The organism is Lentzea sp. NPDC004789, assembly GCF_053601075.1.
In genome coordinates this window covers 13,800-38,165 of record NZ_JBSGBE010000039.1, presented here as the reverse complement: position 1 = coordinate 38,165, position 24,366 = coordinate 13,800, and the positions used below count along the sequence as shown (strand labels likewise).

Annotated in this window: 22 protein-coding genes; 17 read left to right on the top strand and 5 right to left on the bottom strand. The window is 70.5% G+C overall.

Annotation, left to right across the window (positions count from 1 at the left end; translation table 11 throughout):
- The first annotated feature begins 182 nt into the window (after positions 1 to 182).
- From ACWEIJ_RS44825 to proB, 5 genes are all read left to right on the top strand, one after another.
- Positions 183 to 3,161, top strand: coding sequence for a translation initiation factor IF-2 N-terminal domain-containing protein (locus ACWEIJ_RS44825; RefSeq protein ID WP_449843396.1), 2,979 nt, complete (start codon positions 183 to 185; stop codon positions 3,159 to 3,161).
- Positions 3,162 to 3,401: 240 nt separating this feature from the next.
- Complete coding sequence (gene rplU, locus ACWEIJ_RS44820; protein ID WP_030468121.1) at positions 3,402 to 3,713, top strand: 50S ribosomal protein L21; 312 nt, start codon at positions 3,402 to 3,404, stop codon at positions 3,711 to 3,713.
- Positions 3,714 to 3,727: 14 nt separating this feature from the next.
- Positions 3,728 to 3,985, top strand: a complete 258-nt coding sequence (gene rpmA / locus ACWEIJ_RS44815) for a 50S ribosomal protein L27 (protein ID WP_355450450.1) — start codon at positions 3,728 to 3,730, stop codon at positions 3,983 to 3,985.
- A gap of 103 nt (positions 3,986 to 4,088) precedes the next feature.
- Positions 4,089 to 5,540, top strand: a complete 1,452-nt coding sequence (gene obgE, locus ACWEIJ_RS44810; protein WP_449843395.1) for a GTPase ObgE — start codon at positions 4,089 to 4,091, stop codon at positions 5,538 to 5,540.
- 3 nt (positions 5,541 to 5,543) lie between these two features.
- Positions 5,544 to 6,671, top strand: coding sequence for a glutamate 5-kinase (gene proB, locus ACWEIJ_RS44805; protein WP_449843394.1), 1,128 nt, complete (start codon positions 5,544 to 5,546; stop codon positions 6,669 to 6,671).
- Here the strand turns inward: proB and ACWEIJ_RS44800 are convergent.
- The gene (locus ACWEIJ_RS44800; protein WP_449843393.1) at positions 6,664 to 7,929 is read right to left on the bottom strand and encodes an MFS transporter; all 1,266 of its coding nucleotides are present in this window, start codon (positions 7,927 to 7,929) and stop codon (positions 6,664 to 6,666) included. The genes proB and ACWEIJ_RS44800 overlap by 8 nt on opposite strands.
- Positions 7,930 to 7,964: 35 nt before the next feature.
- Here ACWEIJ_RS44800 and ACWEIJ_RS44795 point away from each other — a divergent pair, with 35 nt between their 5' ends.
- Positions 7,965 to 8,339 (top strand): VOC family protein, encoded by a 375-nt coding sequence (locus ACWEIJ_RS44795; protein ID WP_449843392.1) that lies wholly within the window; start codon positions 7,965 to 7,967, stop codon positions 8,337 to 8,339.
- Here the strand turns inward: ACWEIJ_RS44795 and ACWEIJ_RS44790 are convergent.
- The gene (locus ACWEIJ_RS44790; RefSeq protein WP_449843391.1) at positions 8,321 to 9,226 is read right to left on the bottom strand and encodes an AraC family transcriptional regulator; all 906 of its coding nucleotides are present in this window, start codon (positions 9,224 to 9,226) and stop codon (positions 8,321 to 8,323) included. The genes ACWEIJ_RS44795 and ACWEIJ_RS44790 overlap by 19 nt on opposite strands.
- Complete coding sequence (locus ACWEIJ_RS44785; RefSeq protein WP_449843390.1) at positions 9,223 to 10,416, bottom strand: cytochrome P450; 1,194 nt, start codon at positions 10,414 to 10,416, stop codon at positions 9,223 to 9,225. Before ACWEIJ_RS44785 ends, ACWEIJ_RS44790 begins: the two co-directional genes overlap by 4 nt.
- A gap of 40 nt (positions 10,417 to 10,456) precedes the next feature.
- Between ACWEIJ_RS44785 and ACWEIJ_RS44780 the strand changes: the two genes are divergently transcribed.
- Both ACWEIJ_RS44780 and ACWEIJ_RS44775 read left to right on the top strand, forming a co-directional pair.
- Entirely contained in the window at positions 10,457 to 11,179 is a 723-nt protein-coding gene (locus tag ACWEIJ_RS44780; RefSeq protein ID WP_449843389.1) for an alpha/beta fold hydrolase, read from the top strand.
- Positions 11,180 to 11,332: 153 nt separating this feature from the next.
- Complete coding sequence (locus tag ACWEIJ_RS44775; RefSeq protein WP_449843388.1) at positions 11,333 to 13,522, top strand: choice-of-anchor P family protein; 2,190 nt, start codon at positions 11,333 to 11,335, stop codon at positions 13,520 to 13,522.
- 6 nt (positions 13,523 to 13,528) lie between these two features.
- Here ACWEIJ_RS44775 and ACWEIJ_RS44770 read toward each other — a convergent pair whose 3' ends face one another.
- The gene (locus tag ACWEIJ_RS44770; protein ID WP_449843387.1) at positions 13,529 to 14,434 is read right to left on the bottom strand and encodes a PrsW family intramembrane metalloprotease; all 906 of its coding nucleotides are present in this window, start codon (positions 14,432 to 14,434) and stop codon (positions 13,529 to 13,531) included.
- A gap of 49 nt (positions 14,435 to 14,483) precedes the next feature.
- On the bottom strand, positions 14,484 to 16,568 hold the full coding sequence (locus ACWEIJ_RS44765; protein WP_449843386.1) for a RecQ family ATP-dependent DNA helicase: 2,085 nt from the start codon (positions 16,566 to 16,568) through the stop codon (positions 14,484 to 14,486).
- Between the two features lie 155 nt (positions 16,569 to 16,723).
- Here ACWEIJ_RS44765 and ACWEIJ_RS44760 point away from each other — a divergent pair, with 155 nt between their 5' ends.
- The 9 genes from ACWEIJ_RS44760 to ACWEIJ_RS44720 all read left to right on the top strand — a co-directional run bounded on the left by ACWEIJ_RS44760 (position 16,724) and on the right by ACWEIJ_RS44720 (position 23,753).
- Positions 16,724 to 17,989, top strand: a complete 1,266-nt coding sequence (locus ACWEIJ_RS44760; RefSeq protein WP_449843385.1) for a glutamate-5-semialdehyde dehydrogenase — start codon at positions 16,724 to 16,726, stop codon at positions 17,987 to 17,989.
- Positions 17,990 to 18,005: 16 nt separating this feature from the next.
- Complete coding sequence (locus ACWEIJ_RS44755) at positions 18,006 to 19,169, top strand: cytochrome P450 (RefSeq protein WP_449843384.1); 1,164 nt, start codon at positions 18,006 to 18,008, stop codon at positions 19,167 to 19,169.
- A gap of 179 nt (positions 19,170 to 19,348) precedes the next feature.
- Positions 19,349 to 19,930: a nicotinate-nucleotide adenylyltransferase gene (gene nadD / locus ACWEIJ_RS44750; RefSeq protein ID WP_449843383.1), complete on the top strand. Its 582-nt coding sequence runs from the start codon at positions 19,349 to 19,351 to the stop codon at positions 19,928 to 19,930.
- 85 nt (positions 19,931 to 20,015) lie between these two features.
- Positions 20,016 to 20,219 carry a transcription antiterminator/RNA stability regulator CspE gene (cspE, locus tag ACWEIJ_RS44745; protein ID WP_030468099.1) on the top strand — a complete coding sequence of 68 codons (204 nt, stop codon included), beginning with the start codon at positions 20,016 to 20,018 and terminating at the stop codon, positions 20,217 to 20,219.
- A gap of 141 nt (positions 20,220 to 20,360) precedes the next feature.
- Positions 20,361 to 20,744: a ribosome silencing factor gene (gene rsfS / locus ACWEIJ_RS44740; protein WP_045316502.1), complete on the top strand. Its 384-nt coding sequence runs from the start codon at positions 20,361 to 20,363 to the stop codon at positions 20,742 to 20,744.
- A gap of 8 nt (positions 20,745 to 20,752) precedes the next feature.
- Positions 20,753 to 21,358 (top strand): histidine phosphatase family protein, encoded by a 606-nt coding sequence (locus tag ACWEIJ_RS44735; protein ID WP_449843382.1) that lies wholly within the window; start codon positions 20,753 to 20,755, stop codon positions 21,356 to 21,358.
- Positions 21,355 to 22,068, top strand: coding sequence for a diglucosylglycerate octanoyltransferase (gene octT / locus ACWEIJ_RS44730; protein WP_449843381.1), 714 nt, complete (start codon positions 21,355 to 21,357; stop codon positions 22,066 to 22,068). Before ACWEIJ_RS44735 ends, octT begins: the two co-directional genes overlap by 4 nt.
- 20 nt (positions 22,069 to 22,088) lie before the next feature.
- Positions 22,089 to 22,982 carry a DegV family protein gene (locus ACWEIJ_RS44725; protein WP_449843380.1) on the top strand — a complete coding sequence of 298 codons (894 nt, stop codon included), beginning with the start codon at positions 22,089 to 22,091 and terminating at the stop codon, positions 22,980 to 22,982.
- A gap of 87 nt (positions 22,983 to 23,069) precedes the next feature.
- A complete protein-coding gene (locus ACWEIJ_RS44720; protein ID WP_449843379.1) occupies positions 23,070 to 23,753 on the top strand; it encodes a helix-hairpin-helix domain-containing protein in 684 nt (227 codons plus the stop codon).
- Positions 23,754 to 24,366: the final 613 nt, after the last annotated feature.

Here is a 24,366-nt window from a genome sequence, read left to right as displayed (position 1 = left end):
ATCAGGAGGAGCGGCGCTGAGGGTGGCGTCGTCGTGGGACCTGCGCAAGCGTGCGCCCGGTGAGGCGCCACGCCGCTGCGCGCGAGGCAAGGATTCCCGCCGCGAGCAGCGGTGGAGAGAGACAAGAGAGGCCCCTGCGCGGCCGCGTCCTCACGGGACGCGCCCGGGGGTGGAGGAGCTGCATGTCGAACAAGGACAAGCCTGCCGGCCGGGCCGGCGGGCAGGGCGTGGTATCCGCACGCCCCGAGCTGGCTGATCTGCCGGACAAGCTGCGGGTGCACGCGCTGGCGAAGCTGCTGGACGTCTCCAGCAAGGACGTGATGACGGCGCTGGCCGACCTCGGCGAGGTCGCCCGCAGCGCGCAGTCGAGCGTGAGCCGCGACGTCGCGCTGAAGGTGGCGGAGACGCTGCTGGACTGGGACGACGTCGTCACCGGTGAGATCACCGAGGACTACGAGGCCCCCGCGGTCCCGGCGTTCGAGGCACCGGCGCTCGCGCCGATCTTCGCCGCGCCGAGCGCGGTGTTCCTGCCGCCTCAGCCGATCGAACGGCCGAAGGCGGCCGCCTCGCCGTTCGTCGTCGAGGAGCCGGTCGCCGAGGACGAGAAGTCTGTCGGCGAGATCGCCGCGGACGAGCTCGACGCCGCCGAGGCCGAAGCCGACGCCGATGGCGACGACGAGGGCGAGGGCCGTCGCCGGCGCCGCCGCGGCCGTCGTGGCCGTGGCCGCGGCAAGGGTGCCGAGGCCGACGGGGGCGAGGAGTCCGAGGAAGGCACCGAGGAGGCCGAGTCCGCCGAGACCGAGGCCGCCGACGAGGCGTCCGACGACGAGGGCGACGAGAGCTCGACCCGCCGTCGCCGCCGTCGCCGTCGCCGCAAGACCGGCGCGGACGACGAGGCGACCTCCGAGGACGACCCGCCGAACACGGTGGTGCACGTCCGCGAGTCCCGTGACGCGCGCGACGACAAGGCCGACTCCGAGGCCGCGCAGAGCGAGGTCCGCAGCATCCGCGGCTCGACCCGGCTGGAGGCCAAGCGCCAGCGCCGCCGGGACGGTCGCGAGGCCGGCCGCCGTCGCGCCCCGGTGCTGACCGAGGCCGAGTTCCTGGCCCGCCGCGAGGCCGTGGCCCGCACGATGGTCGTGCGCGAGCGCGGCGACCGCACCCAGATCGGTGTGCTGGAAGACGGCGTGCTGGTCGAGCACTTCGTCACGTCGTCGGGCACCGGCTCGATCGTGGGCAACGTCTACCTCGGCCGCGTGCAGAACGTGCTGCCGAGCATGGAGGCCGCGTTCATCGACATCGGCCGCGGCCGCAACGCCGTGCTGTACGCCGGTGAGGTCGACTGGGACGCCGCCGGTCTGGAGGGCAAGTCCCGCAAGATCGAGCAGGCGTTGAGCAGCGGCGACTCCGTGCTCGTCCAGGTCACCAAGGACCCGGTCGGTCACAAGGGCGCGCGCCTGACGACCCAGATCAGCCTGCCCGGCCGCTTCCTGGTCTACGTGCCGGGCGGCGGTGCCACGGGCATCAGCCGCAAGCTGCCGGACAACGAGCGCAAGCGCCTCAAGGACATCCTCAAGCGGGTCGTCCCCGAGGACGCCGGCGTGATCATCCGCACCGCCTCGGAGGGCATCTCCGAGGAGGAGCTGGCACGCGACGTCACGCGTCTGCAGGCGCAGTGGAAGGTCATCAAGGAGAAGTCCGAGAGCACCTCCACCAAGGCGCCGACGCTGCTCTACGAGGAGCCGGACCTGCTGGTGAAGGTCGTCCGCGACCTGTTCACCGAGGACTTCGCCCAGCTCGTCGTCCAGGGCGACGAGGCGTGGGACGTCATCGACGGCTACGTGCGCCACGTGGCGCCGGACCTGCAGGACCGCCTGAAGAAGCACGTCGGCAACAACGACGCGTTCGTCGAGTACCGCATCGACGAGCAGCTGATGAAGGCGCTGGACCGCAAGGTCTGGCTGCCGTCGGGCGGCTACCTGATCATCGACCGCACCGAGGCGATGACGGTCATCGACGTCAACACCGGCAAGTTCACCGGATCGGGCGGAAACCTCGAAGAGACGGTGACGCGCAACAACCTGGAGTCGGCGGAGGAGATCGTCCGCCAGCTCCGGCTGCGCGACATCGGCGGCATCATCGTCATCGACTTCATCGACATGGTCCTGGAGTCGAACCGCGACCTGGTGCTGCGCCGCCTGACCGAGTGCCTGGGCCGCGACCGCACGCGCCACCAGGTCGCCGAGGTCACCTCGCTCGGCCTGGTGCAGATGACCCGCAAGCGGGTCGGCACCGGTCTGCTGGAGGCGTTCAGCCAGACGTGTGAGCACTGCCGCGGCCGTGGCGTGATCGTGTCCACCGAGCCCGTGCACTCGCACGGCGGTGGCAACGGCAACGGTGGCGGTGGCCAGCAGCAGCCGCAGGGCGGTGGCCGCAAGTCGCGCCGCAACAAGGGCGGGTCGGAGCAGGCCGCGGACGCCGCCGAGGTGGTCGAGGCGACCGTCGAGGCACCGGTCGAGGCCGAGCCCGAGGTCGTCGAGTCCGGTGAGCCGGAGGACACCTCCGAGGCCGCCGTCGCCGCCGACCAGGAGCACGAGGGTCACGGCGGCCGCCGTCGTCGCCGTCGTCGCCGGGACAAGGAGCCGCAGGCGGTCGTCGACGCGGTCGTGGTCGAGGAGCAGGCGCTCAACGGTCACGTGCCGCACGACACCGCCGAGGTGGTCGAGGAGGAGCCTGTCGAGACCCCGGCGGAGGAGCCTGCCGCCGCGGTGATCGAGGAGGCGGCGCCGGAGCTCGTCGAGCCGGTGACGGTGGCCGAGCTGGTCGCCGAGGAGTCGGCCGAGGTCGCGGAGGAGGCCGCCGAGGTGGCCGAGCTCGCGGCTGAGGCCGTCGCCGCCGTCGAGGCTCCGGTGGCACCGGAACCGGTCGCCGAGCCCGCAGCGCCCGTCGCAGAGGCTCCGGTGACCACTTCCGGTGCCCGTCCGCGCCGCCGTGCGGCCAAGCGCGCCGCAGGTGCGCCGGTCGTGCAGGAGGCGCCCGCTCCGCTGGTCGTCGAGGTGCCGAAGCAGCCCGAGGTCCAGCTGCCCGCGCCGGTGGTCACCACCACCCGCAGGCGCCGCGCCGTGTCGCGGCCCGCGGGACCGCCGGTCCAGGAGAGCTGAAAGCGCTGGCAGTGAGACCGGGGTCGCCTTCACGGGCGGCCCCGGTCTTGCGTTGTGAGGGACCGCACAGCCTGCGCGAACGCGATCAGGGCACCCCGGTTTGCTCCGGCCGCACCCACTCCCGTAACCTTGTTGACGGCCCGTTATCCGACGGGTCCTGTCGTGTGCCTCCTCTGGTGATTTTCCCGGTTGGATGGCGCATGGCCCGTCACCATCGAGTAGCAGGAGACTTCCGTCCTGATGTACGCGATCGTCAAGACCGGCGGCAAGCAGTACAAGGTCGCTGTCGGCGACATCGTCGAGGTCGAGAAGCTCGAGGGCGAGCCGGGCACCGAAATCTCCCTCCAGACGCTGCTCGTGGTCGACGGCACTGACGTCACCGCTGACGCGGCGGCCCTGGAGAAGTTCTCGGTGACCGGCAAGGTCGTCGAGCACACCAAGGGTCCCAAGATCCGCATCCACAAGTTCAAGAACAAGACCGGCTACCACAAGCGCCAGGGTCACCGCCAGAAGCTGACCCGCGTCGAGGTCACCGGCATCACCGGTAAGTGAGGACCTGACTTCTCATGGCACACAAAAAGGGTGCGTCCAGTTCCCGCAACGGCCGTGACTCCAACCCCCAGTACCTGGGTGTGAAGCGGTTCGGCGGTCAGGTCGTCAAGGCCGGCGAGATCCTGATCCGCCAGCGCGGCACCAAGTTCCACCCCGGCGTCGGTGTGGGCATCGGCAAGGACGACACGCTGTTCGCCTTGCAGCCGGGTGCGGTGGAGTTCGGCATGAAGCGCGGTCGCAAGACCGTCAACATCGTCCCGGTCGCGGTCTGAGGACCGTTTTCCGCGACGTAGCACTACCTCTGCGAGGGGCGGGACCGGTCTTCCGGCACCGCCCCTCGTTGCTTGTCCAAGACTTTTGAAGGGAAGTAGTTCCGTGGCCCGCTTCGTAGACCGGGTGGTGATCCACGCTGCCGCCGGCAACGGGGGCAACGGTTGCGCTTCCGTGCACCGCGAGAAGTTCAAGCCGCTCGGCGGCCCGGACGGCGGCAACGGCGGCAAGGGCGGCGACGTCGTGCTCGTCGTCGACTCGCAGGTGCACACCCTGCTCGACTTCCACTTCCGCCCGCACGCCTCCGCCACCAACGGCAAGGCGGGCGCGGGCGCGAACCGCGACGGCGCGAACGGCGAGGACCTGATCCTGCGCGTCCCGGACGGCACCGTGGTGCTGACCGAGGACGGCGAGATCGTCGCGGACCTCGTCGGCGAGGGCACCCAGCTCATCGCGGCCGCCGGCGGCCGTGGCGGTCTGGGCAACGCCTCGCTCGCGTCGAAGGCCCGCAAGGCCCCCGGTTTCGCGTTGCTCGGTGAGCCGGGCGAGACGCGTGACCTGGTGCTGGAGCTCAAGTCCGTCGCGGACGTCGGCCTGCTCGGCTTCCCGTCGGCGGGCAAGTCGTCGCTGATCTCGGTGCTCTCCGCGGCGAAGCCGAAGATCGCCGACTACCCGTTCACCACGCTGGTGCCGAACCTGGGCGTGATCACCGCGGGCGAGACCATCTTCACGATGGCCGACGTGCCCGGCCTGATCCCCGGTGCCTCGCAGGGCAAGGGCCTCGGCCTCGACTTCCTGCGGCACATCGAACGCACCGCCGTGCTCGCCCACGTCGTCGACTGCGCGACGTACGAGCCCGGCCGCGACCCGATCGCCGACATCGACGCGCTGGAGCAGGAGCTCGCGGAGTACACCCCGTCGCTCGGCGGCGACTTCGCCGACCGTCCGCGCGTGGTGATCCTCAACAAGATCGACATCCCGGACGCCAAGGACCTCGCCGACATCGTCCGCCCGGAGATCGAGGCCCGCGGCCTGCCGGTGTTCGAGGTGTCGACCGTGTCCCGCGAGGGACTGCGTGAACTGACCTTCAAGCTGGCCGAGGTCGTGCGCGAGTACCGCGCCGCCCAGCCGAAGAAGGAATCGACCCGAATCGTGCTGCGGCCGACCGCCGTGGACGACCAGGGCTTCACCGTGACCGAGGACCCCTCGGTCGAGGGTGGCTTCATCGTCAGGGGCGACCGTCCCGAGCGCTGGATCCGCCAGACCGACTTCTCCAACGACGAAGCCGTCGGTTACCTCGCCGACCGCCTGAACAGGCTGGGTGTCGAGGATCAGCTCGTGAAGATGGGTGCCGTTCCCGGCTGCCAGGTCACCATCGGCGACCTGGTGTTCGACTGGGAGCCGACCACGCCGGCGGGCATCGCGATGACGATGACCGGACGTGGCACGGACGCCCGCCTTGAGCGCAACGACCGCATCGGCGCCCACGAGCGCAAGGCCCTGAAGAAGGCCCGCCGCGCGCCCGGCGACTACGGCGACGACTTCGACGAGGAGTAAAACGTGACGGCCCCCGCGGTCTCACAAGCACGGCGAGCGGTCGCTTCGGCGAACCGCATCGTGGTGAAGGTCGGTTCTTCTTCTTTGACCACGGCGGAAGGCGGGCTCGATCCGGCCCGCCTCGACTCCCTGGTCGACGCGGTCGCCGCGCGGTGCGGTGCGGGCAGCCAGGTCGTGCTGGTCTCGTCCGGTGCGATCGCCGCGGGCCTCGCGCCGTTGAAGCTGTCCCGGCGCCCGCGTGACCTCGCCACCCAGCAGGCCGCGGCGAGCGTCGGCCAGCTGACGTTGGCACACGCCTACGCGAACTCGTTCGGCCGCTACTCGCTCACCGTCGGCCAGGTACTGCTGACCGCGGACGACGTGGTGCGCCGCGCCCACTACCGCAACGCCCAGCGCACGTTCTCCCGGCTGCTGGCCCTGGGTGCTGTGCCGGTCGTGAACGAGAACGACACCGTGGCCACCGAGGAGATCCGCTTCGGTGACAACGACCGCCTGGCCGCCCTGGTGGCGCACCTGGTCGGTGCAGACGCGTTGTTCCTGCTGTCCGATGTGGACGCGCTCTACTCCGGTGACCCCCGCAAGCCGGGGGCGGTCCGCATCTCGGAGGTCGCTGGAGCGTCCGATGTGGACGGAGTGCAGGCCGGAACCGTTGGCGCGTCCGGTCTCGGCACCGGTGGCATGGCCTCGAAGCTGGCCGCGGCGCGGCTCGCCTCCTCGGCGGGCATCCCGGTCCTGTTGACCAGCGCCACCGAGGCCCATCGCGCGCTCACCTCCGCCGACGTCGGCACCGCCTTCGCCGCAACGGGTTCCCGTCTCACCGCCCGCCGCTTCTGGCTCGGCTACGCCACCGACGCGAACGGCCGCCTGCACCTCGACGACGGCGCGGTCGCCGCTGTGGTCGGCCGGCGTCGTTCGTTGCTGGCAGCGGGAATCACCGGAGTGGACGGCGACTTCGACGCAGGTGACGTCGTCGAGCTGGTGAGCCTGGCCGGCGAGGTCGTGGCCCGCGGTGTGGTCGGCTACGACTCGGGGGAGCTGCCGTCGTTGATCGGCCGCAAGACCCACGACCTGCCCGAGGAGCAGCGCCGCGAGGTCGTGCACGCCGACGACCTGGTGCCGCTCGCTAGGTGAGCTCCGCGCCCTTCGTCTCCGGCAACGACAGGACGACGAGGAACGTGATCACCGCGGCGACGGCGACGTACCAGAAGAACACCGTCCCGCCGACGGCCTGGATGACCAGCGGGGCGGTGCCGCCGAACAGCGCGACCGTCAGGTTGTACCAGGCGCCGATGCCCAGTCCGCGCAGCTCGGTGGGGAACAGCTCGCTCATGATCGCGGGCGCGATCGACGTCATCGCCGTGTAGAGCCCGAGCCCGACGCAGAACACGACGACCAGGTTCGCGAGCCCCGGTTTGACCAGCGCCGACAACGGCACGACCAGCAAGGCCATCGCCGCCGACCACACGAGCAGCTGCGGTTTGCGGCCGTACCGGTCGGCCGTCCACCCCAGCGGGTACTGCAGCGCGATGAACACCAGCGTGCCGATCGACAACGCCAGGAAGACGTCGATGGCGCCGGCGCCCCTGGCCGTCACCGCGAACGGCGTCAGCGCGGAGAAGAACGTGTAGAAGCTCAGCGTCGACAGCAACGTCACGCCGATGAGCTGGCCGACCGCCTTCGGGTGCTCCCTGAGCGTGGTCAGCAGCGGGTTGCGCAGGCGTTCCGCCTTGGCCCGGTTGTCCTCGAACTGCTCGGTCTCCTTCAGCTCCCGCCGCAACCACAACCCGATCAGCCCGAGCACACCGCCGACGAGGAACGGCACGCGCCACCCGTAGGACGCCATCGCGGCCTTGTCGAGGTTGCGCGACAACACGAACCCGAGCAGCGACGCGATCAGCACCGCCGCCCCGGTGGAGATGTAGAAGAACGACGAGTACCGGCCGCGACGGTCGGCGGGCGCGATCTCCGCGAGGTACGCCGACGCGTTGGACACCTCGCCGCCGAGCGCCATGCCCTGCGCGATGCGGGCGAGCACCAGCAGCACCGGTGACAGCCAGCCGACCTGGTCGAACGTCGGCAGCAACCCGATCAGCACCGACCCGCCCGACATCAGCACGATCGTCAGCAGCATCGCGGTGCGCCGGCCTTTGAGGTCCGCGAACCGGCCCAGCAGGTACCCGCCGAGCGGCCGGAAGAAGAACGCGAGCGCGAACGTCGCGAACGTGCTCAGCAGCGCCGCGGCCTCGTTGCCCTTGGGGAAGATCTGCGTGGCGAAGTAGATGCTGAACGCCGTGTAGATGCCCCAGTCGTACCACTCCACCGCGTTGCCGGCGCTTGAGGCGACGAGGGTGCGCACGGGCAGTCGATGCGTCTCCGATGTAACCGCCATGGAGGCACCCTGTCACACTGAGCAGCGTGCGCTCTATGGGCTTGGTGACCTTGGTGGTCCGCGACTACGACGAAGCGATCCGGTTCTACGTCGACGGTCTCGGGTTCACGCTGGCGGAGGACACGCCGCAGGGCGACAAGCGCTGGGTCGTGGTGTCCGCGGGCGGGGGAGCGTCGTTGCTGCTGGCGCGGGCCGACACGGACCAGCAGTCCGCACGGGTCGGCGACCAGACCGGCGGCCGCGTCGGGTTCTTCCTCACCACCGACGACTTCGACCGCGACCACGCCCGCATGACCGAGTTCGGCGTGCGCTTCCTGGAGACGCCGCGCGACGAGGTCTACGGTCGCGTGGCCGTGTTCGAGGACCTCTACGGCAACCGCTGGGACCTGCTTCAGCCCGCCCGCGCCTGACCCGGCGACACCCCGACGATCCGCTTGAACGCCCGGCTGAACGCCGCCTCGGACTCGTAGCCGAGGCCGCGCGCGATCTCGCTGACCGTGCTGTCGCGGTCTTTGAGGCGGTTCATCGCCACGTGCATCCGCCACCGCGTCACGTACCGCATGGCCGGTTCGCCGACGAGATCGGTGAATCGCGCCGCGAACGCCGAGCGGGACATCGCGGTCTCGCGCGCCAGCCGTTCGACGGTCCACGGCTGCGCGGGGTCGCGGTGGATCAACGCCAGCGCCTGCCCGATCTGCTCGTCCTGCAACGCACCCAGCCACCCGGTGCGCGCGGCCGGGTCGTTGGCGAGCCACGAGCGGATCGTCTGGATCACCAGCACGTCCGCGAGCCTGGTGATGACCGCTTCGCCGCCGGGACGCAGGTTCCGCGCCTCGGCGGCCATCAGGTCGATCGTGGCGCGCATGTCGTCGGCCTGCCGCACATACAGCACGTGCGGCAACACCTTGATGAGGTGCCGTGCGGCCGGGTGGTCGAAGCGCACCGCACCACACACGAGGTGCGTCACGGCGCCACCGTCGCCGTGACGGAGGATCGCGTAGTTGTCGGTCTCGAACTCGTGCGGCAACGTCGTGACGAGCGGCGTCGGTGAGCTTGCCGAGTCGAACAGCCGGTGGCCCTGGCCGCCGGGCACGAGCAGCACGTCGCCGGGTGCCAGCGAGGTGATCTCGCCGTCGACCTCGATCTCGCAGCGGCCGCTGGTGAGGACGTGGAACCACAGGCAGTCGGCCATGTCGGGCATGGTCAGGCCCCACGGCTCGGTGAGCTCGGTCCGGCAGTAGAACGTGCCGGACATCCTCATCAGGTGCAGCGCCTCGCCCAGCGCTTCGGTGATCATCCTGCTGCCCGGACCTTGAGGCCGTGCTTCGGGCGCATCGCGGCGACGCTCGCCGGCGTGATGCGCTGCCTCACCAACTCGGGTTTCGGCCGCTGCAGCAACGCTTTCAGCATCACGGTCAGCTCGGTCGTGGCGAGGCCGGCCCCGATGCACCGGTGCGGGCCGCCGCCGAACGGCAGGAACTCGTGCGGCGCCGGCTTGCGCTCCCACCGGTCCGGGTCGAACCGCAGGGGATCCGGCCACACCTCGGCCAGCCGATGCGTGACGTACGGGCTGTACAGCAGGAAAGTGCCCTCTTTGATCTTCTTCCCGGCGAACTCGAACGGCTGCGCCGCCACCCGTGCCGAGACGACCGCCGGCGGGTACAGCCGCAACGTTTCGTTGACGACGTTGGCCAGGTACTCGTCGTCGTCCTGCGCGCGTTCCCAAACTCCGTTGTGCCGCAACAGGTTGAACACCGCCCACGCCATCGCGCCGCTGGTCGTCTCGTACCCGGCCGCGATCAGCGTGACGACCTGGTCGCGCACCTCCAGGTCGCTCAGCCCGTCCTTCTCCCGCACCAGCGAGGCGAGCACGTGGTCGTCGTCGGCCGTTCCGCCCTGCCGTGCCTCCGCGATCGCCGCGTAGACCCGTGCGTCGACGGCCCTGCGCGCCCGCATCGCGTTGCGCCAGGCCGGTGCCTTCGTCCGCCGCAGCCACGTGACCACCGCGGGGTTCCGGTCGATCAGGTTGATCAGCAGCTGCAGGTGCGCGCCGAAGAAGTCGGCGTCCCGCGCCATCTTCTCGCCGAACAGCGCGTGGATCGTGCTGCGCCGGATGGCCCGCCGGAACTCCTGGTAGGCGTCCACGACCTGCCCCGGCCGCCACGAGTCGAGCGCCGCCTCGGCGTTGGCCCGCATGACCGGCTCGTAGCCGGCGATCTGCCGGTGCACCAACGCCGGCTGCACCAGCCGGCGCCGCCGCTTGTGGTCCTCGCCGTCGCTGACGATCAACGACGTCGGCCCGTCCACCGGCACCAGCACCTGGAACGCCCGCTCCACCTCGAACAGCTCGGAGTTGGCGAACACGAACCGGTTCGCCTCCGGTCCGAGCAGGTAGGTGTACGGGCCCATCCGCACCACCGGCCCGAACCTCCGGTGCAGCACGGAAAGTAGATCTGCCTGCCGGAACCGCACGACGTCCGGAATCATGGCCAAGACAGTGCCACACCGCACCGGGGGACGGTTCGCAATGCCAGCACGGGTTCCGCTGCCGACGCTGAACGTCGGCGGTGCGACCATCGCCTATCGCCTGGACGGATCGCTGGAAGGCCCGCCGACCGTGCTCCTGCACGCGTTGGCGAGCAGTTCGGCGACCTGGACGGGCTTCACCCGCTCGCTGGTGGCCGCCGGTCGCCTGGTGATCGCTCCGGACCTGCGCGGACACGGTGGCAGTGCCCGGACCGGCGACTACCGCCTCGACTCGGTGCAACGCGATGTCGTGGGCGTGCTCGACGCGTTGGACATCGCCGAGTTCGACCTCGTCGGCCACTCGCTCGGTGCCCACGTCGCGGCACTGCTGGCGGGCCGCCGCCCGGACCGGGTGCGCAAACTCGTGCTGGAAGACCCACCGCCCCCGCCGCGCTCGGGTGAGCCACGCCCGCCGAAGCAAGGCGTGGCACTGTTCCTGGCGCTGCAGGGACTGTTGCGGCGCGGGTTCGACCGCCGGGTGGTGCCGCAGGTGCTGACCCAGCTGCGCGCACCCGATCCGGTGTGGTGGGACGGCCTGGCCGCGATCAAGGCCCCGACGCTGGTGATCGGCGGTGGTCCGCGCAGCCACGTGCCGCCGGAACGGCTGGCCGAGGTCGCGGGGATGATTCCCAACGCCGAGCTCATCACGATCGACGCAGGTCACTGCATCCACAGCAGGAGGCCCGCCGAGTTCCGCGACGCCGTGCTGGGGTTCCTGGCCTGACGTCCGAACGGATCACGTTCGGCGGCGTTCGGGTGAAGTTCGTGTCGTCTCGAACTGCGGTGCGGGATCCTTTCGCCGGGTCGGGGCCCCTTCTGCACGGAAGGCACCCCCGTGTCCCGAGCCAGGCTCGCGACGGCGCTCACCATCGGACTGATGGGCGCGAGCGTTGTCTTCGCACCACCGGCACTCGCCGACCACTTCGTCTCGAAGACGTTCCAACCGACCGGCGGTGAACAGACCTACTCGATCCCCGCAGGCGTCACGAAACTGCGCGTGGTGGCCATCGGCGGACACGGCGGCAAGGGCGCCGACGGCGGCGACGGGTCCGCACCGGACGGTAGACGTGGTTATCGAGCCACCGCAGACCTCGCCGTTCCGTCCGGGGTCACGCAACTCGTCGTCGCGGTGGGCCAGAACGGCGGCGACGGCAGCGGCGCGAACGGCGGCGCGCCGGGCTTCGGTGGCGGCGCACCCGGTGGCCTCGGCACCCCGTTCGCGGGCGGTGCCGGTGGTGGCGCGAGCGACGTGCGGCTGTGTTCCGCCGCAGCGCCGTGCGACAGCCTCGCCAGCCGGCTGGTCGTCGCGCCCGGTGGCGGTGGTGGTGGCGGCCGGTGCTTCGCCATCGGCTGCGTCGCCGGAAGCAACGGCGGCAACGGCGGCGACAACAGCGGCGGCACACCCGGCATCCCGGGACCGGGCGGATTCCCCGGTCTGCCCGGCGGTTTCGGCGTCGGCGGGCTCGGCGCACCCGGTAACCCCGCGACCGCAGGTGGTGGCGGCGGGGGAGGAGGCGGCGGTGGCTGGTACGGCGGTGGCGGCGGCGCGTCCGGCTTCCAGGCGCCGACGCCGTTGATCATCGCCGTCCACGGCGGTGACGGTGGCAACGGCTCCGCCCGCGCGGGCGCCGGCGTCTCGAACCTCGCGCTGGAGGAGACCGACGAGCAGCCGTCGGTGACCATCAGCTACCTCGTCGAGTCCACCAAGATCACCTACACCGGCCCGTCCTCCGGCTTCACCGGCGACCCGGTGACGCTCTCCGCCCGCCTCACCACGACGACCTCGGGTGCGCCCGTGCCGAACGCCTCACTGGTCTTCCGCCTCAACGCCGACGAGACCTGCGTCGGCACGACCAACGCCAACGGCGTCGCCTCCTGCACGATCACGCCCGACGAGGCCGGGGGCACCTACCTGCTGGCGATCGGCTACGGCGGCGACGTGGTGCACCAACCGTCGAGCACCGAGGTCCAGTTCGAGGTCACCCGCAAGCCGACCACCCTCACCTACACCGGCGCGCTCACCGGTGACTTCCACGATCCCGCAACGGTTTCCGCCCGGCTGACCCTCACCGCCACCGGCACGCCGGTCGGCGGCCAGCCGGTGGTCTTCACCCTGAACAACGCCGAGACCTGCACCGGCACCACCAACGCCGACGGCGTCGCGTCCTGCCCGATCACACCGAACGAGCCGGCCGCCACCTATCCGCTGACCGCGGCGTTCGCGGGCAGCAAGAGCCTGCTGCCGTCGGGGACCGCGGTCGATTTCGTGGTCACCAAAGAAGAAACCACGCTCACCTACACCGGCGCCGCCAACGTGGCCAACGCCGAACCCGCCCGCCTGGCCGCGAAGCTCACCGAGGACGACGGCACTCCCGTCGCCGGCCGCAGCGTCCAGCTCAACCTCGGCGGTCAGTCCTGTGTGGACACCACCGATGCCCGGGGCACGGCGGAGTGCACGATCGCGTCCGTGGACCAGCCGCTGAACGCCACCGCGACCGTGCCGGTGACGGCCACGTTCACCGGCGACCCGTTCTACGAGCCCAGCCAGGCGTCCACCGCGGTCGGCCTGCAGCACATGACCGGCCGCGGGTTCGGCCTCTCCGGCACCGCCCTCGGCCTGACCGTGCCGCCGACCCCGGACACCGGCGAGGTCCGCGTGGCCCGCGCGAGCACCACGGCACCGCCGTGCGTGGCGACCTCATCGCTGGGCGCCCGCGCGCTCTGCACGTCGGTGGTGACGACGCTGGCACCCGGCACCTCCACCGCACGCACGTCCGTCGCCGAAGTCGGCGTTGGCGTCGTCGCGCTGCGAGACGTCGTGGCCACCTCGCGCAGCACGTGCGGCGGCGCCACCGGCACCGTCACCATCGGCGCGCTGACCGTCGCCGGCCTCCCGGTCACCGTCACCACCGCGCCCAACACCACGATCCCGCTGCCCGGCGGCAAGATCGTGATCAACGAGCAGGTGCCGGTGCCCGGTGGCCTCAAGGTCAACGGCGCGCACATCACCCTGCCCGGCGTGGATGTCATGGTGTCGTCCGCGACCACCGCCATCCACAACTGCTAGCGCGGTTCACCGAGGAGGACGACCGGCCGGCCACCACCGCGCGTCGGTGGGCAGCGGATAGCCCCGCACCGGCCGGTGCTCCCGGCGTGACGCCCGCACCAGGCCCAGCAGCCAGACCAGCCCGACCACCGAGATCGACGCCAGCCCGAGCCACGTGACGACCGTGAACAGCTCCGCGTGCCGTTGCCACGGCTCACCCGTCACCACCACGGTGATCACGACGGCGATGCTGTTCATCGAGTCCCACAGCGCGTGCAGCAGGGACACCCCGACGTAGGCCCAGAACAGCCGCCCGGTGAGCAGGAAGTGCTCGCGCACACTGCGCGAGAACAGCACACCGCCCAGGATCGCCGTCCACAGCCCGTGCCCGAACGGAGCGAGGAACCCCCGCAACAGCTCGGTCGTGACCAGGTCCATCAACGACAGCCCGTTGTCGGTCAACGTCGCCGTGAGCGCGTACCCGGCCGACTCGAAGGCCGCGAACCCGAACCCGACACTCGCGCCGAGCACCAGACCGTCCCGTGTGGACTTGTGCACCAGGTGCCGCGTGAGCAGCGCCAGCGCACCGAGCTTGACCGCTTCCTCGATCAGCCCGACACCCACGAACAGCCACGGTGACGGGTGCAGCAGGTACGACTCCAGCAACGACGCGCCCAGCACACCCAGCACGCCACCGACCGCGAACGTCCTGAACACGATCTCCCCGGTCACCTCACCGGAGTGGCTGTGCTCGAACGCCCACGTCACGAACGTCGCCGGCACCAGGAAGCTGCCCAGCAGCACGATCGTCGGAATCAGGTTGGCGTTGCCGGTGAGATAGGTGATCACCACCGTCGCCACCCACAGCGCCAGTCCCACGAAGAACATCCGCAACCACGACCTGCGCGGGCGAGGCGTGGCTGGTCCGGGCATCACCATGGGCGAAAGTTTCTCGCCCGATGGGAACCGGAACAATCCGGGGTCAGTTCGTGACGGCCAGTGCGAACGGCAACACCGCGGGCACCCCCTCCTTCCTGAGCATCCGAGCGGCCACCGTCATGGTCCAGCCGGTGTCGACGTGGTCGTCGACCAGCAGCACCGGACCGTCCACACCGGACACGTCCGGTGTCTCGCCCGACCGCACGAGACCGGCCAGGCGCTGGGCGCTGTTGGCCCGGTGCGTCGACTCACCGAGCCACACGGTGCCGAGCAGCGGCAGCCGGCCGATCGACGCGATTCGCCGGCCGAAGCTGCCGACCAGGGCCGGGCGCCTGCGGGAACCGACCGTCACCACGCCGACCGGACGCTCGTCCCAGCCCCACGCCGACAGCACCTTCACGCAGGCCGCGAACACGTCCTCCGGGATCTCGCCGTCGGCGCCGTCGGCCAGCAGGTCGCGCAGCCGGGTGCCCCAGCCGATGTCGGTGAGGCGGCCCAGCGCCCTGCCCGTCGCCGCGAGCTCCGACGGCGGGATCTTGCCGGACAGGGGCACGCCGATCGCGGCCATGCCGGTCGGCCACATCTTGCGCGGCGCCACGTCCAGCCCGGGCCGCAGCAGGCGTTCGCGGGCAGCGCCTGCCGCGGTCTCCGACACCTCCACCGACAACCGCTCGCCGGTGCAGTTGTCGCAACGACCGCACTCGCGCGCGTGCGGGTCGTCGAGCTGGTCCTGCAGGAACTTCATGCGACACGACGACGTGCGCAGGTAGTCGATCATCACCTGCTGCTCGGCCCTGCGCGCCTCGGCGATGCGCGCGTACCGGTCGCCGTCGTACTCCCACGGACGCCCGGTCGCTTCCCAGCCACCGCGCACCCGCCGGACCGCGCCGTCGACGTCCAGCACCTTCAGCACGACCTCGAGCCTGCTGCGGGACAGCTCGACCATCGGCTCCAATGCCGCCGTCGACAGCGGTTTGCCAGAGGAGGACAGCGCCGACAGCACCTGCCGCACCACGACCTCGGCCGGGAAGGCCAAGGACGCGAAGTACGCCCAGATGTCGCGGTCCTCGTGGCCGGGAAGGAGGATCACCTCGGCGCGTTCGACGCCTCGGCCCGCCCGCCCGATCTGCTGGTAGTAGGCGATCGGGGAGGACGGCGCGCCGACGTGCACCACGAACCCCAGGTCCGGCTTGTCGAACCCCATGCCCAGCGCGGACGTGGCGACGAGCGCTTTGACCCGGTTGCCGAGCAGGTCCTCCTCGGCGCGTTCGCGTTCGGCGGGCTCGGTCTTGCCCGAGTACGCGGCCACCGGATGGCCGCGGTCGGACAGGAACGCGGCGATGTCGTCCGCCGCCGCGACCGTGAGCGTGTAGATGATCCCGGAACCGGGCAGCCGGTCGAGCTGCTCCGCGAGCCACCCGAGGCGCGACTCGGCGGTGGGCAGCAACGCGACCGACAACCGCAGGCTGTCGCGGTCCAACGGCCCGCGCAGCACCAGCGTGCCCTCGTCGGCACCGAGCCCCAGCTGCTCGGTGACGTCGTGGACCACGCGGTCGTTGGCCGTCGCCGTCGTCGCCAGCACCGGCACGCCCGGTGGCAGCTCCGTCAGCAACGTCCGCAGCCTGCGGTAGTCCGGCCGGAAGTCGTGCCCCCAGTCCGAGATGCAGTGCGCCTCGTCGACCACGAGCATGCCCGCGGACGCGGTCAGCGAGGGCAGCACCGCGTCCCGGAAATCTGGGTTGTTCAACCGTTCCGGACTCACCAGGAGCACGTCGACGTCGCCGGCCGCGACCTGCTCCTGCACGGCGTCCCACTCGTCGGTGTTCGCCGAGTTGATCGTCACCGCGTGCACACCCGCCCGCGCCGCCGCGTCGACCTGGTTGCGCATCAACGCGAGCAGTGGCGAGACGATGACCGTCGGTCCTTCACCGAGCTGCCGCAGCAACGCCGTGGCGATGAAGTACACGGCCGACTTGCCCCAGCCGGTGCGCTGGACGACGAGAGCTCTGCGCCGCTGGGCCACGAGGGTGTGGATCGCCGTCCACTGGTCCTCGCGCAGCACCGCCTGCGGGCCCGCCAGTGCCCGCAGCCGTTCCTCGGCCAGCTCCCGCAACGCGATGTCGTCCATGGGGAGCAAGCTTGCCACCCGCCACCGACAGTTTCCGATTGCCGCTGCTCCGCAGGCGGCGGCGAGTTCGCCGCGGAGTCGGCCGTCCGACGCGAACTCGCGGGGCGGCATTAACCCGTTCTTGGCGTCGAACCGCAGGTCGTAAGCTGTCTGACGTGACTGATGACCTGCGCGACCAGGTGCACGCGGCAGCCCGCCGCGCCCGCGTCGCCGCCGACGAACTCGTCCTCGCCACCCGCGAGCGCAAGGACACCGCGTTGCACGCGATGGCCGCCGCTCTCCGCGAGCGCGCGCCAGAGATCATCGAGGCCAACGGCAAGGACCTCGAAGCGGGCAGGGCGGCCGGCCTCCCGGACAACATCCTGGACCGCCTCAGGCTCGACGAAGCTCGCATCGAGGGCGTCGCGGTCGGCCTCGAAACCGTTGCGGGACAAGCCGACCCGGTCGGCGAGGTGCTGCGCGGCGGCATCCTCCCGAACGGTCTGGAGCTCAAGCAGGTCCGCGTCCCGATGGGCGTCGTCGGCATGGTCTACGAGGCTCGCCCGAACGTCACGGTCGACGCCGCCGGTCTCGCGCTGAAGTCCGGCAACGCCGCGCTGCTGCGGGGTTCCTCGACCGCCGAGCACTCCAACACCACGCTCGTCGCCGTTCTGCGCGATGCACTCGAAAGCGTGAACCTGCCGGCCGACTGCGTGCAGCTGCTGCCGTGCCACGACCGCGCGTCCGTCACCCACCTCATCACCGCACGCGGCCTGGTGGACCTGGTGATTCCGCGCGGTGGCGCGGGTTTGATCAACGCCGTCGTGGCGCAGGCGACGGTTCCCACGATCGAGACCGGCGTCGGCAACTGCCACGTCTACGTGGACGCGCACGCGGACCTCGACATGGCGGAAGCCATCGTCCTCAACGCCAAGACGCGGCGCACGAGCGTGTGCAACGCCGCGGAATCCCTTCTGGTGCACAAGGACGTCGCGGCCGAGTTCGTCCCGCGCATCACCAAGGCGTTGCAGCAGGAGAGCGTGACCGTCCACGGTGACGCCACGTTCGCCCAGCAGGCCGATGTCGTGCAGGCGAACGACGAGGACTGGGGCACCGAGTACCTGAGCCTCGACATCGCCGCGAAGGTCGTGGACTCGCTGGACGAAGCGGTGAGGCACATCGCGACGTACGGCTCCGGCCACAGCGAGGCGATCGTGACGAACGACGTTGCGGCGGCACGGAAGTTCACGACGCGGGTGGACGCGGCGGCGGTGTTCGTCAACGCCTCCACGGCGTTCACCGACGGCGCGGAGTTCGGCATGGGCGCCGAGATCGGCATCTCCACGCAGAAGCTGCACGCCCGCGGTCCGATGGGCCTTTCCGAGCTGACGTCCTCTAAATGGGTCGTCTGGGGCGAAGGCCACACGCGTCCCAAGGCGTAGTCCTACGTTGGGAGACATGGCTCCCACCTACCCGTTCTCCGAAACCGACGGCCTGGCCCTCGATCCGACCTATGAACGTCTACGGCGTGAAGAGCCCGTTACGCGCGTGACGTACCCGTACGGCGGCGAGGGCTGGCTCGTCACGTCCTACGAAGAGACGAAGTTCGTCCTGGGCGACCCGAGGTTCAGCCGAGCGCGGACGATCAACCAGGACGTGCCGAGGATGCAACCCCTCATCGCGCCCGGCGGCTCGATCCTCACCCACGACGGCGCGGACCACGCGCGCATGCGTCGCCTGGTGTCCAAGGCGTTCACGGTGCGGCGCATCGAGGAGCTGCGGCCGCGCGCGCAGCAGATCACCGACGAGCTGCTCGACCGTCTGGACAACCCCGGTGACCTGGTCGAGGGCTTCGCCATGCCGTTCCCGATCACGGTGATCTGCGAGCTGCTCGGCGTGCCGTTCGAGGACCGCGCGGACTTCCGCATGTGGTCGAACCAGGTGATGGCCACGGTCGGCGGCCACACGCCGGAAGAGGCCATGCACGGCATGGTGAAGCTGCACGCGTACTTCACCGGCCTCGTCGCGAAACGCCGCGAACAACCGGCCGGCGATCTGATGAGCGCGCTCGTCGCCGCCCGTGACAACGAGGACCGGCTGAGTGAGGACGAGCTCGTCCGGTTCGGCATCACGCTGCTCGTCGCCGGCCACGAGACGACGGCGAACATGCTCGCCAACAGCGTCGTGACGCTGCTGGAGCACCCGGACGGCTTGAAACGCCTGAGCGAGGACGACCTCCCGAACGCCGTCGAGGAGCTGCTGCGGTTCATCCCGTTGGGCAGCGGTGCCGGCTTCACCCGCATCGCGACCGAGGACGTCCAGGTCGGCGACGTGCTGGTGAAGGAAGGCGAGGCGGTGCTGGTCGTCGTGTCGTCGGCGAACCGCGACGAGTCGGTCTACCCGAAGAGCGACGAGCTGGACCTCGACCGCGAGGTGGGCCAGCACCTGCAGTTCGGGCACGGCATCCACTTCTGCCTCGGCTCGCAGCTCGCCAGGATGGAGCTGCAGGTGGCGCTGGGCGCGTTGCTGCGCAGGATGCCCGGCCTGCGGCTCGCCGAACCCGTCGAGTTCCGCAGGGGATCGCTGGTCAGGGGACCTGTGAGCCTGGTCGTGTCCTGGTGAGAAAAATCTTGGCCGAACCGCGTAATGGGGGAGCGGCGCGTGCGTTCCTCCGTTGCGCGGCTCTGCTTCGGGGTGGGCCGCGACCCGTACGGCCCGTCCTCCCCCAGGGCCGTCCGGTGTGATCAGCACGACGGGCGCTGGACCACGGGAGCGGTCCGGCGCCCGTCTACGCTGTTTCGATGCGCATCGGCGTCATGGGTGGCACGTTCGACCCCATCCACCACGGTCACCTGGTGGCGGCCAGCGAGGTGCAGGCCAAGTTCGACCTGGACCGCGTGATCTTCGTGCCGACGGGTCAGCCCTGGCAGAAGTCGTCGCGGGAGGTCTCGGCCGCCGAGGACCGCTATCTGATGACGGTCATCGCCACGGCGTCCAACCCCCGGTTCTCGGTCAGCCGGGTCGACATCGACCGCAAGGGCCCCACCTACACCGTGGACACGCTCACGGACCTCAAGAAGCAGTACCCGGACGCCGAGCTGTTCTTCATCACCGGTGCCGACGCGCTGGAGCAGATCCTGTCGTGGAAGCGCGCCGCCGACGCGTTCGACCTGGCCCACTTCATCGGGGTCACTCGTCCGGGTTACACGCTGGACGACCATCACCTGCCGCCAGGTGCCGTGTCGCTCATCGAGGTCCCGGCCATGGCGATCTCGTCCACCGGGTGCCGCGCGAGGACCGCTTCCGGCCAGCCGGTTTGGTATTTGGTCCCAGACGGTGTGGTCCAGTACATCGCCAAAACGGGCTTGTACTCCGAGTCGTGACCACGTTCGAGTGGATTTTGCGTGCATCCGTGGGCCCAGGGAGCAACAATCAGCGGGTTGTTGCTGGTTCGTGGAAGGCAAGACTTTGGCTACAGGCACCGTGAAGTGGTTCAACGCCGAGAAGGGGTTCGGCTTCATCGCCCCCGACGACGGCTCGGCTGACGTCTTCGTGCACTACTCGGAGATCCAGTCCAAGGGGTTCCGCTCGCTCGAGGAGAACCAGAAGGTCGAGTTCGAGGTCGGTCAGGGCCAGAAGGGGCCGCAGGCCCAGCAGGTCCGTCCGCTCTAAGCTTCGGCGCAGGTGAAGGCCACCTCAGGGCGCTGAGGTGGCCTTCGTCATGCTTACGCGCGAAGTAGTCGTTGGCGCTCGCCGGTACCCTCAGTAACTCGTGTGGGCGTATCGACGCTCGCCGGAAGTCAGAGGAGTGACGTGGCAGCCACCGACGAGGCACGACGGCTGGCGCTGGTCGCGGCGAACGCAGCGGCCGACAAGAAGGCGCACGACGTGACGGTGCTCGACGTCTCCGACCAGCTCGTGATCACGGACGTGTTCGTGATCGCGTCCGCTCCCAACGAGCGGCAGGTCGGCGCGATCGTCGACAACATCGAGGAGAAGCTGCGGGAGGCCGGCACGAAGCCGGTGCGCCGCGAGGGTGCCCGTGAGGGCCGTTGGGTGTTGCTGGACTTCGTGGACGTCGTCGTGCACGTGCAGCACACCGAGGAGCGCAGCTTCTACGGCCTGGAGCGGCTGTGGAAGGACTGCCCGCGGATCGAGTTCGAAGCGGACGTCCCCGCCGACTCCACGGCTGAATGAGGTAGCTGATGGCCCTGAGCCGGCTCGTGCTGTGGCGGCACGGTGAGACCGACTACAACGCGACAGGTCGTCTGCAGGGTCATCTGGACTCGGCGCTCACCGAGACCGGCTTGAACCAGGCCCGCTTCGCCGTCCCGGTGCTCGCCGGGTTCGAACCGGAGGTCGTGGTCGCCTCCGACCTGCAACGCGCGCGTGACACGGCCCGAGTTTTCACCTCATCGGCTGACGTTCCGCTGCGGATCGACGAGCGTCTCCGCGAGACCCACCTGGGCAAGTGGCAGGGGCTGAACCTGGCCGAGGTGGAGCAGGAGTGGCCGGGCGCGGTCACGATCTGGCGGACGGACCCGACGTACACGCCACCGGACGGCGAGTCGCGGGTCGAGGTGGCCGAGCGGGCCATCGAGGTCGTGCGCGAGGTGGACGCGGAGTTCTCCGAGACCGTCATGCTGTGCGCGCACGGTGGCCTGATCAGCGCGTTGACGGGTCGTTTGCTCGAACTGCCGGTGCACACCTGGTCGCAGCTCGGGGGCATCTCGAACTGCCACTGGACCGTGTTCACCCGCCGCAACGACCGGTGGCGGCTGACGTCGTACAACGCGGGCACCACGCGTTGAGACTGCTCGTCCTCGGGGACTCGCTGTCGTTCTTCGGTCCGTCCGGGCCGTTGCCCGCTGATCATCCGCGGCTGTGGCACAACCTCTGCGCCGCGGAGCTGGGTGGTTCGGCCGAGCTCGCGGCGGGGTTCGGGTGGACGGCTCGGGACGCCTGGTGGGCGCTGACCGGGGATCCGCGGATCTGGTCGCTGCTTCCTCGTACCGACGTGCTGGTGTTCGCGGTGGGCAGTATGGACACGCTGCCCTCGCCGTTGCCCACGTACCTGCGCGAGGGGCTGCGCTATGTGCGGCCTGACTGGCTGCGGCGGTGGGTGCGTGCACGCTATGCCGCGGCCCAACCGCTGTTAGCGCCCTATGCGCGTGTGGCGTTGCCTCCTGCGCTGACGGCGCGGTACCTGCGGGACATGCTGCAGTCGGTGCGCAATCTTGAGTACACGATGCCGGCGGTGGGGATCGTGCCGTCGGTGCACAGGGCACCTACGTACAGCTTCGTGCACAACGGGCACGCGGCTGCGGTTGCGGCGGTGCGGGGCTGGGCCGCACGTGCGGATGTGCCGTTGCTGGACCTGCCTGCCGTGATCGGGGAGCACGTGCGGTCCGGCGCCGGAAATCCGGACGGGATGCACTGGGGCTGGGAAGGCCACGAGCTGGTGGGCAAGGCGATGGCCGCGTTGATCTCGTCCGTGGCGTTGAGTCCCTCGGACGAGTGAGCCCCGTAGGCTCGTCGCTCGTGCGCATCTCCATCGTCACCGACTCCACGGCGTATCTGCCCGAGGGGTTCGCGAAGCGCCATTCGATCACCGTGGTGCCGCTGCACGTGGCGGTGGACGGTGCCGGACGCCTCGACGGCGTCGACTTCGGCCCGTTCGAACTGGCCGCCGCGCTGGCCGAGCACCGCCGGGTGACCACCTCACGTCCGACGCCGGGTGAGATGGCTGACGTGTACCGGGACGTCCTGTCGTCGTCGGACGCGATCGTGTCGGTGCATCTCTCTCGTGAGCTGTCCGGGACGTGGGAGGCGGCACGGCTGGCGGCGGAGGAGGTCGATTCCTCGCGCATTCGCGTGGTCGACTCGCGGTCGACCGGCATGGGGCTCGGTTTCGCGGTGTTGCGTGCGTGCGCGGCTGTTGCGGACGGACGCTCGCACGCGTCGGTGGAGGAGGCCGCTTCGTCCGCCGCCGCTCAGACGCGGATGTTCTTCTGCCTGGAGACCCTGGAGCACCTGCGGCGCGGCGGGCGGATCGGCACGGCGGCGGCCCTGGTTGGGACCGCGCTGGCCGTGAAGCCGTTGCTGCACATGGACGACGGCCGGATCGTGCCGCTGGAGAAGGTCCGCACGATGAGCCGGGCCGTGGGCCGCCTGGTCGACCTGGCGGCGGCCGCGGCGGGCGACGGCCCGGTCGGCCTGGCCGTGCACCACCTGGCCGCCCCCGAACGAGCCGCCGAACTGGCGACCCGGCTGGACGAACGCCTGCCCGGCTCGACGGGGTGCGTGATCTCCGAGGTCGGCGCGGTGATCGGCGCCCACACGGGTCCCGGCGTGCTGGGCGTGGTGGTGCTGCCGGGAGGACCCGACATCCTCCCACACACCCCCGACAATTCCCGGCTCCCCAGCCCCGAGTGATCGCGACCTGTCCACAACCCGCGAGTAATCCACAGCCCCGCGAGCAACCCGGTCTCCCCACCCACCCCGCTCCGTAACGTCGCCCCCATGCTCCCCCGCCCCCACCCGGACGACAGCCCGAGCGAACGCCTGGCCGCACTGGCCGCGAAGGTCCGCGCCAACCCGACCTTGGTCTACGCGCGCTCAGAAGACTCCGACGAACACGGCAAACCCCGCCGCCGCTTCCACCTGCCCCGCCTCCCGCGCCGCGGCCTGCTGGCCCTGGGCATCGCCGTGGCCTGCACGGTGATCGGCCTGGGCAGCTGGTGGCGCGGCCCCGCCGCCGAACAGGCCCCGGACGTGGCCCTGGTGAGCACCACGGCCCCGGCCCCGGAACTGGTGGTGAACGTGATCGGCGAGGTCGCCACGCCGGGCCTGGTGACGGTGACCTCAGGTGCCCGAGTGGCCGACGCCGTCCGCCTGGCAGGCGGCCTGAAACCGGGCGCCGACCTCCACGACCTGAACCTGGCCCGCAAGCTCACCGACGGCGAACAGATAGCCGTGGGCATCCCACCCCCGGCCGGCCCCGCCGCCACCCAGTCCAAGCTCAACCTGAACTCGGCCACGGCCTCCGAACTGGACGCCCTCCCAGGCGTGGGCCCGGTGACGGCCCAACGCATCGTCGACCACCGCACCCGCAAGGGCCCGTTCGCCTCGGTGGACCAACTCCGCGAGGTGGAAGGCATCGGCGACTCGAAACTCGCCAAGCTGGCCGACCTGGTCCACACATGACCCTCGCCACCACAGCGCTGACCCTCTACCTGCGCCCTAAGGCCCAGCCCCACCACCTGACCAACCCAGCCCGACCTCCAGCCGACCACAACCACCCACCCCACCCGATCACCCTCACCTTCCCTCTCCACCCACCCGAGCTCCGCACCCACCGCCTACGTCCCACCCACCCGCCCCCTTCACCACCCCCACCCCGACGCCCGACCAAAACCCCGTCGTGCCGCCTGTGCACGGCAAAACACGCCTAGCCGTCCGTCCGCCTCCACCGCCTGTCTCCGCCCGACCGGTGTCGCCAGCGGCTCGGTGTCGCCGGCCATCCCAGCCCGCCGCCTGTGCCAGCGCTATCTGTCCAGCTTCAGTCACCAATCCCGGCCTCACCACCAGCCCCGGTGCGGCCGCCGAGCCCCTCCCGCTGCGGAGCCCTTCCACCACCAAGCCCGTCTTACCGCTGCCCTCGCGTCGCCCGGCCGTCCGCGAAGAACCCGCCATGCCGCATGCCCCCAACGACACCACCCATCCAGGCCCGCCCCTACGTCCCCCAACCCCAGCTCCGACCTCGACAGGAGTTCCGGAATGCGATCCGTACGAATCACCCACCAGCTCAGTCCCCACC